Raw genomic sequence first — 11433 nt, 5'->3', positions numbered from 1 at the left:
GATCTATACCGGTCCGACCAAAGCGACGGCGGAGGCGCAGATCGAGGTGATCAACTCGCTGATCGCGCAGAAGGTCAATGCCATCGCCGTCTCGGCCAATGACGCCGATGCGCTGGTGCCGGTGCTGAAGAAGGCGATGGATCGCGGCATCACCGTGATCTCGTGGGACTCCGGCGTCGCCAAGGAAGGCCGCCAGCTCCACCTCAACCCGTCCGACACCAATTTGATCGGCGAGACCATCATCAAGCTCGCCGCCGACTACCTGCCGGAAGGCGGCGATGTCGCCATCCTCTCGGCATCCTCGACCGCGACCAACCAGAATGCCTGGATCGAAGCGGCCAAGAAGGTGCTGCCGGAGAAGTTCCCGAAGATCAAGCTGGTCGCCACCGTCTATGGCGACGACGACTCCGCCAAGAGCACCGACGAAGCCAAGGGCCTGTTGAAATCCTATCCGAACCTCAAGGCGATCATCGCGCCGACCACCGTCGGCGTCGTTGCCGCCGCGCAGGTCGTCACCGACGAGAACCTGATCGGCAAGGTCAACGTCACCGGCCTCGCGCTGCCGTCGGAGTTCAAGAAGTTCATCGACAACGGCGCCAGCCAGGCGGTCGCGCTGTGGAACCCGATCGACCTCGGCTACTCGGCGATCTATCTCGCCCATGACCTGGCGGTGAAGAAAGAAGAGGCCAAGCCCGGCGCCACGCTGTCGATCGGCCGCGTCGGCAAGGTGACGCTCGACGACACCAACTCGGCTGCGATGGCTCCGCCCTTCCAGTTCGACAAGACCAACATCGAGAAGTTCTCAAAGATCTATTGATCTGAGGAGCCTGCACCCTCCCCCCTTGTGGGGAGGGTCGGCGAGGCGGTGTCGCGAAGCAAAACCGGCGAGACGGGGCGGGGGTGACGACACCTCCATGCACTAGGACCTTAACTTGATATGCTAGACAACCCCCACCCCGCTCACGTTGTTCGCGAGCCTCCCCGCGAGGGGGAGGGCAAAGTGGCCCCGCGCCTGACGCTCTTAGGCATCTCCAAGAGTTTTCCGGGCGTGCGGGCGCTGCACAATGTCAGCCTGTCGCTCTATCCCGGACAGGTGACGGCGCTGATCGGCGAGAACGGCGCCGGCAAGTCGACGCTGGTCAAGATCATGACCGGCATCTACCAGCCCGATGCCGGCGAGATCAGCATCGACGGCCAGGCCACGGCGCTGCCCAGCGCCCATGCCGCGTTCGGCCACGGCATCACCGCCATCCATCAGGAGACGGTGCTGTTCGACGACCTTTCGGTCGCCGAAAACATCTTCCTCGGCCATGCGCCGCGCACCCGCTTCGGCACGATCGACTGGCGCACCATGCGCAAAAATGCGCGCGAGGTGCTGGAGACGATGCGCGCCGGCCAGATCGACGCCGATGCTCGGCTAAAGGACCTTGGCATCGCCAACAAGCATCTGGTGGCTGTGGCACGCGCCATGTCCATCGACGCGCGCATCGTCATCATGGACGAGCCGACCGCCGCACTTTCGATGAAGGAGATCGAGGAGCTTTTCCTCTTGATCGAATTCCTGAAGAGCGAAGGCAAGGCGGTGCTCTTCATCAGCCACAAGTTCGACGAGATCTACCGCATCGCCGACCGCTACACCGTCTTCCGTGACGGCGAGATGGTAGGCGAAGGCCTGCTCAAGGACACCGGCCAGAACGAGATCGTGCGTATGATGGTCGGCCGCAACGTCGACCACATCTTTCCGCAGCGCGAGCCGAAGATCGGCGCGCCGGTGCTGTCGGTCTCCGGCCTGTCGCACCCGACCGAGTTCGACGATATCGGCTTCGAATTGCGCAAGGGCGAAATCCTCGGCTTCTATGGCCTCGTCGGTGCCGGCCGCAGCGAGGTGATGCAGGCGATCGCCGGCATTACGCGCACCAGCCGCGGCACGATCTCGCTGGACGGCAACTCAATCGCGCCGAAATCGGCGGCGGATTCGATCGAGGCCGGCATCGTCTATGTGCCGGAAGAGCGCGGCAAGCAGGGTGTCGTCATCGGCCTGCCGATCTTTCAGAACGTATCGCTGCCTTCGCTTGCGCGCACCTCGAAATCCGGTGTGCTCAAGCTGGCGGAAGAATTCTCACTTGCCCGCTCCTACACCGAGCGGCTGGACCTGCGCGCCTCGTCGCTCAGCCAGGATGTCGGCACGCTTTCCGGCGGCAACCAGCAGAAGGTGGTCATCGCCAAATGGCTGGCGACGACGCCGAAGGTCATCATCCTCGACGAGCCGACCAAGGGCATCGACATCGGCTCCAAAGCCGCTGTGCACGGCTTCATGGCCGAGCTCGTGGCGCAGGGGCTATCGGTGATCATGGTCTCCTCGGAACTGCCGGAAATCCTCGGCATGTCCGACCGGGTCGTGGTCATGCGTGAAGGCCGTATCGCGGCCACCTACGACAACAAAGGCCTCGACGCCGAGACGCTGGTCAGGACCGCAGCGGGGATCGCGGCATGAAGAATTTTCTCAAATATCGCGAGATCTGGCTGCTCGCCGGCATCGTCCTGCTGATCGGGCTGATCTCGACCCGCTTCCCCGGTTTTGCCGATCCGGCCAATCTGCGCCAGGTGTTCAACGACACCTCGATCCTGATGATCCTGGCGCTCGGCCAGATGGTGGTGATCCTGACGCGCTCGATCGATCTGTCGATGGCGTCCAACCTCTGCTTCACCGGCATGGTAGTGGCCATGCTCAACGCCGCCCATCCGGCGATCCCGATCCCGGTGCTGATCGTCATCGCACTGCTTGTCGGCCTCTTGCTCGGCGCCATCAACGGCATCCTGGTGTGGCGGCTGAATATCCCGTCGATCGTGGTCACGCTCGGCACGCTCACCATCTATCGCGGCGCCACCTTCGTCGTCTCCGGCGGCGCCTGGGTCAATGCCGACCAGATGAGCCCCGACTTCATCAACTTCCAGCGCGCCGCCTTCCTCGGCCTGCCGGTGCTGTCGTGGATCGCGCTTCTCGTCATTGCGCTGTTCTTTCTGGCGATGACGCGCACGCAGATCGGCCGCTCGATCTATGCCATCGGCGTCAACCCGACCGCCTCGGTCTATGCCGGCATCGATGTCGGCCGCACCAAGTTCATCGTCTTCTGCATTTCCGGCATGATCGGCGGGCTAGCCGGGTACTTATGGATCTCGCGCTACGTGATCGCCTCGGTCGAAGTCGCCAACGGCTACGAGCTCAACATCATCGCCGCCTGCGTCATCGGCGGCATCTCGATCGCCGGCGGCATCGGCTCGGTCGGCGGCGCGGTGCTCGGCGCGCTCTTCCTCGGCATCATCTCCAACGCGCTGCCGGTCATCAACATCTCGCCCTTCTGGCAGATGGCGATCTCGGGCAGCGCCATCATCCTGGCCGTGGTGCTCAACGCGCGCGGCGAGCGCCGGCAGGGTCGCATCATCCTCAGAAAGGCGGAAGCGGCATGACCGACACCCCTGCCCCGCGCCATATCCCCGACCGGCTCGACAAGCCGCTTTCTTCGGCGATCTTTTCCTGGGAGGCGCTGCTCGTCGTCATCGCGATCCTCATCTTCGCGGTGAACAGCTTGGCCTCGCCCTATTTCCTCGACCCGTGGTCGCTCTCGGATCTGACCTTCAACTTCACCGAAAAGGGCCTGATCGCGCTCGCCATGGCGCTGCTGATCATCTCGGGCGAGATCGACCTGTCGGTTGCCGCGATCGTCGCGCTCGCTTCGACGATGATGGGCATGGCGGCGCAGGCGGGCGCCGGCACGCCGGTGCTGGTCGCGATCGGCATCGCCGTCGGGCTCGGCTGCGGCGCCTTCAACGGATTGCTCGTCACCAGGCTCGGCCTGCCCTCCATTGTGGTCACCATCGGCACGATGAGCCTGTTCCGCGGCATCGCCTTCATCATCCTCGGCGACCAGGCCTATAAGGGATATCCGGAGAGTTTCGCCTTCTTCGGCCAGGGTTATGTCTGGTGGGTTTTCTCGTTCGAGCTGGCGTTGTTCCTTCTCGCGGCGCTGGTCTACTGGTTCGTGCTGCATCGCACGAGCTTCGGCCGGCGCGTCTTTGCCATTGGCAACAATCCGGTCGCCTGCCAATTCTCCGGCGTGCGCGTCGACCGCATCAAATTCATCCTGTTTTGCCTCACCGGGCTGATGTCGGGCATCGCCTCGGTGCTGATCACGTCGCGGCTCGGCTCGACAAGGCCGTCGATCGCGCAGGGCTATGAGCTGGAGGCCATCACCATGGTGGTGCTGGGAGGTGTATCGATCCTCGGCGGCGCCGGCAGCATCCTCGGCGTGGTGCTTGCCGCCTTCATGATGGGGCTGGTGACCTTCGGCCTCGGCCTGCTCAACGTGCCCGGCATCGTCATGTCGATCTTCATCGGCCTGCTGCTGATCATCGTCATTGCGCTGCCGATCGTCTGGCGGCGGCTGCGCGAAGGACGTTTCGGCTGATGGAGAAATACGCCTTCAAGATGAAGCTCAATCCCGGCATGAAGGCCGAGTACAAGCGCCGCCATGCCGAGATCTGGCCTGAACTGGCGGAGCTGCTGAGAGAGGCCGGCGTCTCCGACTATTCGATCCATCTCGACGAGGAGACCAGCATCCTCTTCGGCGTGCTGTGGCGACGTGACGATCACGGCATGGCCGACCTGCCGAAACATCCTGTTATGCAGCGCTGGTGGGCGCATATGGCCGACCTCATGGAAACCAAACCCGACAATGAGCCGGTGGCGGTGCCGCTGGAAACCATGTTCCATATGGCATGATCCGCCACGTCGCCGTCATCGATATCGGCAAGACCAACGCCAAGGTGGCGCTGGTCGAGCTCACGAAGCCGAGCGAGATCGCGCTGCGCCGCACCGCGAACGCGCCCGTTTGGCAGGCGCCCTACCCGCATCACGATGTCGAGGCGCTGTGGACGTTCATCCTGAACAGCCTCGCCGATCTCAACCGCGAACGGCGGATCGATGCGATCTCGATCACCACGCATGGCGCGACCGGGGCGCTGGTCGACGCCGCCGGCGAACTGGTGCTGCCGGTGCTCGACTATGAATTTAACAGCCCCGACCAGCTTGCGGCCGACTACGACGCCGTGCGCCCTCCCTTCGCCGAAACAGGCACGCCGCGGTTGCCGATCGGCCTCAATCTCGGCGCGCAATTCTTCTGGCAGCAAAAGCGCTTTCCAGTGGAATTCGCCAAGTCCGCCGCGATGCTGATGTATCCGCAATATTGGGCGCTGCGGCTGACCGGCGTCGCCGCCAACGAAGTGACATCGCTGGGCTGCCACACCGATCTGTGGAACCCCTGGACGTCCGACTATTCCTCGCTGGTCGACAGGATGGGCTGGCGTCCGCTGATGGCGCCCGTGCGTCGGGCGAAGGACAGGCTCGGATCGATCCTGCCGGCGATTGCCCGACTCACAGGGCTCGACCCCGCGACTCCCGTGTTCTGCGGCCTGCACGACTCCAACGCCTCGCTTCTGCCGCATCTGTTGTCCGATCGGCCGCCCTTCTCCGTCGTCTCGACCGGCACATGGGTGGTGTCGATGGCGGTCGGCGGCAAGAAGGTCGAGCTCGATGCGGCGCGCGACACGCTGGTCAATGTCAATGCGCTCGGCGATCCCGTGCCGTCGGCGCGCTTCATGGGTGGACGCGAGTTTTCGCTGCTGACCGAGGGCCAGGCGCAGGACTGGACCGAGGCCGATGTTGCCGCTGTGCTGGCACGAAAAGCATCGCTTCTGCCGTCAACCCAACAAGGCTCCGGGCCATTCCCTCACCGCGCCGCGCAATGGGTCAACGCCGAGGGCTTGCCTCCCGGCCAGCGCTTCACCGCAATCTCGTTCTATCTGGCGCTGATGACCGTGACCTGCCTGGAGTTGATTGGCGGCGACGGGCCGACGACGGTCGAAGGGCCCTTTGCGCGGAACCCGCTTTTTATCCGCATGCTGGCGGCGGCAACGGGACGGGCTGTCATTGCGTCGGAGACGTCGACAGGAACGAGCATCGGCGCGGCACTGCTGGCGTCAGACGGCGCTACCGTCATCAGCAAAGGCGAGCGGACCGAGCCACCCGCAGATCCGGCTTGGCATGATTACGCGCGAGCGTGGCAGCGGGTCGTCGGGACATGATCCCCGCCATGGTATTTGCCACAACTTGACAGGTCACGCCGACCAGCGCCGACATAGGCCGGTGGCAACTTGCGGACCGAACGTCTCAGCCCGCTGTCGCGTAAAGCAACCCTTGCGTATCGATCTCGGGCTTGCGGCCGGCGACGAGGTCGGACAGGAATTTTCCCGAGCCGCAAGCCATGGTCCAGCCGAGATGGCCGTGGCCGGTGTCGAGATAGAGGTTGCGGTATTTCGCCTGACCGAAGATGGGCACGGAACTCGGCATCATCGGCCTCAGGCCTGCCCAAAGCAGCGCCTTCTTCTCGTCGAAGGCGCCCGGGAACAGGTCCTTGCCGGTTTCCAGGATGGTTCTGAAATCACCCGGCTTGAAGCTGCGATCGAAGCCGATGAATTCCGCCGTCGAGGACATCCGCAGCCGGTTGCCCAGCCTCGAATAGCCGATCAGCCGGTCTTCGTCGGCGCCACCCATGGTGGGGCCCCTGCTTTCGTCCTCGAGCGGGACGGTCACGGTGTAGCCCTTCACCGGGTAGACGGGCAGGTCGATGCCGTAGCGGCGGCCGAACAGGCCGCTTTCGGGTCCCATCGAAATGACGACGGCGTCGCCCGTTACCGGTCCGGCCGAGGTCATCACGGCTCGCACCCGGTCGCCCTCGATGTCGAGGCCCTCGATTGTCGTGCCGAACAGGAACCTGACGCCGAGCTTCTCGGCCGCATAGGCGGCGAGCTTGTCGACGAATTGCTTGGAATCGCCGGTCTGGTCGATTGGAGAATAGATGCCGCCGGCGATCTTGTCCTTCACGCTGGCAAGGCCCGGCTCCAGCTCGGCCAAGCGGTCGCGGCCGACGATCTCGATCGGCAGGCCGCGCTCGCCGAGGTAGCGGTAATTGTCGGTGCCGGTGTCGAAGCTTTTCTGCGAGCGGAAGAAGTAGAGGATGCCTTTCTTGCGTTCGTCGTAATGGATGCCGGTCGCCTCCGAGAGCGCATTGATGCAGTCGCGCGAATAGAGCGCGAGCTTCAGCTTGACGTCGGTGTTGGCGCGCAGGCGCGCTACGGTGCACTCGCGCAGGAAGCGCAGGCTCCAGGCATAGAAATACGGATCGAGGCGCAGCCGGACCTTGATGCCGAGGTCATGGTTCCAGAGCGCGCGCAGAAAGGTCTTGAGCGCCGCCGGCGAGGCCCAGGCGGTGGCGTCGCCCGGCGAGACCAGGCCGGCGTTCGACTGGCTGGTGCCGCGCGCCGCTGCCTCATGGCGCTCGATCACCGTCACCTCATGACCGTCTTTAGCCAGATAGTAGGCGGCCGCCGTGCCAATCACGCCGGCGCCGAGCACCAAGACCTTCATGCCGTCCCTCAAGGCTCATTCCAACAGTGCGCCTTCGGCACACCACCGCATGAGCCTCAATACCGCGTCTAAACTCGCCGGACGAGCCCTTGGCCCAACAGGTCAGTCTCATTACGCAATTCCGGGACGAAGGCTACGGCGAAGTCGCCGAACCCAACCGCTACACACTTTCCTGAACTGCTTAGTTTCGAACGGAGTTCTTGGTCGTCAGGATGCGTTCCCAGGCCAGCGCATCCTTGACGATCTGGTCGAGATCGTCGCGCTGCGGCGTCCAGCCGAACTCCTTGCGGGCAAGGTCGGAATTGGCGACCACGGCGGCGGCGTCGCCCGGCCGCCGCGCACCCATGCGAACGTCGAAATCATGGCCGAAGGCGCGGCGCACGCTGTCAATCACTTCCAGCACCGAATAGCCATGGCTGTAGCCGCAATTGGCGACGAGGCTCTCCCCGCCATCGCGCAGCCGCTGCAGTGCTAACCGGTGCGCCGCCGCCAGATCGCTGACATGGATGTAGTCGCGGATGCAGGTGCCGTCCGGTGTCGGATAGTCCCTGCCGAAGACCTGCATGAATGGCCGCTTGCCGAGCGCCGTCTCGCAGGCGACCTTGATCAGATGCGTGGCGCCGGGCGTCGACTGTCCGGTGCGGCCCTTGGGATCGGCGCCGGCGACATTGAAATAGCGCAGCGCCGTGTAGCGGATGTCGTGCGCAATCGCGGCATCGCGCAGCATCCACTCGCTCATCAGCTTGGAGAGGCCGTAAGGCGATTCCGGCGCTAGCCGGGCGTCCTCGCGCACCGGCTCCAGCCCGGCGCCGCCATAGACGGCTGCGGTGGACGAGAAGATGAAGTGCGGCACGCCCTCGCGCACGGCGGTTTCGATCAGCGCGCGCGTCTTGCAGGTGTTGTTCTCGTAATAGCCGAGCGGATCGGCGACGGATTCCGGCACCACGATCGAGCCGGCGAAATGGATGATGGCGTCGACCTTGTTTTCCCGGATGATCCGGCCGACCAGATCGCGATCGGCGACGTCGCCGACGACGAGCTTCGCCTCCGGCGCCACCGCCCATTCGAAGCCGGTGGAAAGCCTGTCGAGCACGACGACGCTTTCGCCGGCGTCCAAAAGCTCCCAGACCATGTGGCTGCCGATATAGCCGGCACCGCCCGTCACCAAAACCGTCATCGCTTACCTCGCTGATCAAGATTTATCGGAAACTGTCTCAACAGCCGCCGTGCTGGAAACCCCGCCGTAAGCCCATTAGCCTCCCATTTTAGTGTTAAGTCTGTAACAGTTCCGCCTGCCCGAGGCATCGTACCGAAACAAAGCTGGTTCACATCCCCGGGAATAGGCCATGATCCGGCATCGTTAGGAACAGGCGCGGGGCGTGGCATTTTGACCGGTGCGGCGCGGTGGACGTAACATAGGCCCGTGACTATGATCCGGCGCAAAACTGGGAAGCCGACATGAACTACCAGCGGTTCTTCGAAGACGCGATCGACCAGCTCCATGCCGAGCGGCGCTACCGCGTTTTCGCCGACCTCGAGCGCATCGTGGGCAAGTTCCCGCGCGCCATCTGGCGCTCCAACGGTCGCGCCCAGGAAATCACCGTCTGGTGCTCCAACGACTATCTCGGCATGGGCCAGAATCCGGACGTCATCGCCGCCTTCCAGAACGCGGCAGGCCGGATGGGCTCGGGCGCTGGCGGCACCCGCAACATTTCCGGCACGTCCAACCCGCTGGTCGAGCTGGAGCATGAGCTCGCCGACCTGCACGACAAAGAGGCGGCGCTGGTCTTCACCTCCGGTTTCGTTTCCAACGAAGCCTCGATCTCGACCATCGCCAGGCTCTTGCCCAACTGCCTGCTCATCTCGGACGAGTTGAACCATGCCTCGATGATCGAAGGCGTGCGGCGTTCCGGGGCCGAGAAGAAGATCTTCCGCCACAACGACGTTGCGCATCTGGAAAGCCTGCTGCAGGCGGCAGGACGCGAGCGCGCCAAGCTGATCGTCTTCGAAAGCGTCTATTCGATGGACGGCGACATCGCGCCGATCAAGCAGATCGTCGAGCTCGCCGAGCGCTACAACGCCCTGACCTATATCGACGAGGTTCATGCTGTCGGCATGTACGGTGCGCGCGGCGGCGGCATCACCGAGCGCGAGGGTCTTGCCGACCGCATCGACATCATCGAGGGGACGCTGGCCAAGGCCTTCGGCACGCTGGGCGGCTACATCACCGGCACGAGCGCTGTGATCGACGCGGTGCGCTCCTATGCGCCGGGCTTCATTTTCACCACCGCGCTGCCGCCCGCGATCGCGGCGGCCGCCACCACCTCGATCAGGCATTTGAAGCGCTCGCAGGCCGAGCGCGACGCCCAGCAGCGCCAGGCAGCGCGGGCCAAGCAGGTGCTTGCCGCGGCCGGGCTGCCGGTGATGGAATCGGCCACCCATATCGTGCCGGTGCTGGTCGGCGATCCCGAGCTTTGCAAGATGGCGAGCGACCGCCTGCTTGGCGTCCACGGCATCTACATCCAGCCGATCAATTATCCGACGGTGCCGCGCGGCACCGAACGGCTGCGCATCACGCCCACCCCGTTCCATTCGGACGCGCTGATCGCCGAACTGCAGGACGCGCTGGTCGAGACCTGGGATGCGCTCGGCATCCCCTATGCCGCCTCCGGCCGTCCGGCCGTCGCCAAGAGCGACCGGGTTATTCCACTCCTGGTGCCGAAGTCAGGCGGCTGAAGCCGCCCGTCTCACACCGTCTTCATCCATTTCGCCAGGCGATTTGCCGCTTCCTCGAGCTGATCGAGGCGGCGGTGGAAGCATAGCCTGAGGAAGGCCTCCCCGCCGGGGCCGAAGGCCGTGCCGGGCGCCAGCCCGACATTGGCGTTGTCGACGATGTCGAAGGCGGCGGCGCGGGAATCGGTGATGCCGTCGACAGTGAAGAACAGGTAGAACGCACCTTGCGGCACGGTGAAGCGCGCCTTGCCGGTGGCACCCAGGATGTCGCAGACCAGATCGCGCGCCGCACGTGCCCGCTCCACCTGCTCGACGATAAAGCCGTCACCCTCGTCGAGGGCGGCAACCGCGCCGCGCTGCATGAACTGGGCGACGCCCGAGGTCGAATACTGGATCAGGTTCTCGAACACCTGCTGCAGCGCCGGATGCGTCTTGATCCAGCCGACTCGCCAGCCGGTCATCGCCCAGTTCTTGGAGAAGCTGTTGACGAACAGGATGCGGTCTTCCGCCGTTGCGATATCGAGGAAAGACGGCGCGCGGCCGTGGCCATAGTGGAACAGCGCATAGATCTCGTCGGCGATGATCCAAAGCTTCTTCGTGCGGGCCAGATCGAGGATCGCTTGAAGCGTTTCCTTGTCGGCTGTCCAGCCGGTCGGGTTCGAGGGGGTATTGATGAACAGCGCCTTGGTACGCGGCGTGATGGCGGCTGCGATCTTGTCGACATCGCAGGACCAGCCATTGCCGGACTGGTCGAGCGTGACCGGCACGGGAACAGCGCCGGCAACACCGGCGGCGGCAGCGAAATTCGGCCACGCCGGCGAAAGATAGACGACCTCGTCGCAGCTGCCGGCGATCGCGTCGATGGCCAGTTGAATGGCATGCATGCCCGAGCCGGTGACGATGAATTCTTCCTCGGCGAAGCGCTGGCCGAAATACCTGGCATAGTAGCGGGCGAGCGCCTGCCTGAGCTCGGGAATGCCTTTCTGCCAGGTGTAGAAGGTCTCGCCATTGGCGAGGCCGCCTGCGGCGGCATCGCTGATGAAGGAAGGCGTCGGCAGGTCGCCCTCTCCGGCCCAGAGCGGGATCAGGCCTTCGCGCAAGCGGCCGTGATTGACGACGGCGACAATGCCGCTTTCGGGGGCAGCACGGGCTTCGGCGCGCAAGGTCTCAATCAGGGTCATGGACAAAATCCGTGCTCGTTTTGCTGCGCTCTTACC

General features: G+C 64.3%; 10 protein-coding genes. 7 read left to right on the top strand and 3 right to left on the bottom strand.

The genetic code is table 11. The features are described from left to right. The 6 genes from rhaS to EOA75_RS20255 form a co-directional block, all read left to right on the top strand. A partial coding sequence (gene rhaS, locus EOA75_RS20280; RefSeq protein ID WP_127324996.1) for a rhamnose ABC transporter substrate-binding protein occupies window positions 1-817 on the top strand: 817 nt, incomplete at its 5' end. Window positions 818-937: 120 nt separating this feature from the next. Further along, a complete protein-coding gene (locus tag EOA75_RS20275; protein ID WP_245466690.1) occupies window positions 938-2494 on the top strand; it encodes a sugar ABC transporter ATP-binding protein in 1557 nt (518 codons plus the stop codon). Beyond that, window positions 2491-3468, top strand: coding sequence for an ABC transporter permease (locus EOA75_RS20270; RefSeq protein ID WP_066996846.1), 978 nt, complete (start codon window positions 2491-2493; stop codon window positions 3466-3468). The genes EOA75_RS20275 and EOA75_RS20270 overlap by 4 nt, the downstream gene beginning before the upstream one ends. After that, on the top strand, window positions 3465-4466 hold the full coding sequence (locus tag EOA75_RS20265; RefSeq protein WP_127324994.1) for an ABC transporter permease: 1002 nt from the start codon (window positions 3465-3467) through the stop codon (window positions 4464-4466). The genes EOA75_RS20270 and EOA75_RS20265 overlap by 4 nt, the downstream gene beginning before the upstream one ends. Beyond that, window positions 4466-4780, top strand: coding sequence for an L-rhamnose mutarotase (gene rhaM / locus EOA75_RS20260; RefSeq protein WP_164746900.1), 315 nt, complete (start codon window positions 4466-4468; stop codon window positions 4778-4780). Before EOA75_RS20265 ends, rhaM begins: the two co-directional genes overlap by 1 nt. Further along, entirely contained in the window at window positions 4777-6141 is a 1365-nt protein-coding gene (locus EOA75_RS20255) for an FGGY-family carbohydrate kinase (protein WP_127324993.1), read from the top strand. Before rhaM ends, EOA75_RS20255 begins: the two co-directional genes overlap by 4 nt. Before the next feature lie 85 nt (window positions 6142-6226). On the opposite strand, the gene EOA75_RS20250 is transcribed toward EOA75_RS20255, so the two are convergent. Both EOA75_RS20250 and galE read right to left on the bottom strand, forming a co-directional pair. Then, entirely contained in the window at window positions 6227-7483 is a 1257-nt protein-coding gene (locus EOA75_RS20250; RefSeq protein ID WP_127324992.1) for a D-amino acid dehydrogenase, read from the bottom strand. A gap of 181 nt (window positions 7484-7664) precedes the next feature. After that, complete coding sequence (galE, locus tag EOA75_RS20245) at window positions 7665-8660, bottom strand: UDP-glucose 4-epimerase GalE (RefSeq protein WP_127324991.1); 996 nt, start codon at window positions 8658-8660, stop codon at window positions 7665-7667. Between the two features lie 281 nt (window positions 8661-8941). Between galE and hemA the strand changes: the two genes are divergently transcribed. Next, on the top strand, window positions 8942-10219 hold the full coding sequence (hemA, locus tag EOA75_RS20240) for a 5-aminolevulinate synthase (RefSeq protein WP_127324990.1): 1278 nt from the start codon (window positions 8942-8944) through the stop codon (window positions 10217-10219). A gap of 11 nt (window positions 10220-10230) precedes the next feature. Here hemA and EOA75_RS20235 read toward each other — a convergent pair whose 3' ends face one another. Further along, complete coding sequence (locus EOA75_RS20235) at window positions 10231-11397, bottom strand: pyridoxal phosphate-dependent aminotransferase (RefSeq protein ID WP_127324989.1); 1167 nt, start codon at window positions 11395-11397, stop codon at window positions 10231-10233. Window positions 11398-11433 lie beyond the last annotated feature (36 nt).

This window comes from Mesorhizobium sp. M1A.F.Ca.IN.022.07.1.1 (assembly GCF_003997575.1).
Classification (GTDB): domain Bacteria; phylum Pseudomonadota; class Alphaproteobacteria; order Rhizobiales; family Rhizobiaceae; genus Mesorhizobium.
This window is presented reverse-complemented; position numbering and strand designations above follow the sequence as displayed.

Bases quoted from the DNA above. Each gene is read 5' to 3' on its own strand.
- hemA (WP_127324990.1), top strand. From the start codon at position 8,942: ATGAACTACCAGCGGTTCTTCGAAGACGCGATCGACCAGCTCCATGCC.
- EOA75_RS20270 (WP_066996846.1), top strand. From the start codon at position 2,491: ATGAAGAATTTTCTCAAATATCGCGAGATCTGGCTGCTCGCCGGCATC.
- EOA75_RS20255 (WP_127324993.1), top strand. From the start codon at position 4,777: ATGATCCGCCACGTCGCCGTCATCGATATCGGCAAGACCAACGCCAAG.
- galE (WP_127324991.1), bottom strand. From the start codon at position 8,660: ATGACGGTTTTGGTGACGGGCGGTGCCGGCTATATCGGCAGCCACATG.
- rhaM (WP_164746900.1), top strand. From the start codon at position 4,466: ATGGAGAAATACGCCTTCAAGATGAAGCTCAATCCCGGCATGAAGGCC.
- EOA75_RS20275 (WP_245466690.1), top strand. From the start codon at position 938: ATGCTAGACAACCCCCACCCCGCTCACGTTGTTCGCGAGCCTCCCCGC.
- EOA75_RS20265 (WP_127324994.1), top strand. From the start codon at position 3,465: ATGACCGACACCCCTGCCCCGCGCCATATCCCCGACCGGCTCGACAAG.
- EOA75_RS20235 (WP_127324989.1), bottom strand. From the start codon at position 11,397: ATGACCCTGATTGAGACCTTGCGCGCCGAAGCCCGTGCTGCCCCCGAA.
- EOA75_RS20250 (WP_127324992.1), bottom strand. From the start codon at position 7,483: ATGAAGGTCTTGGTGCTCGGCGCCGGCGTGATTGGCACGGCGGCCGCC.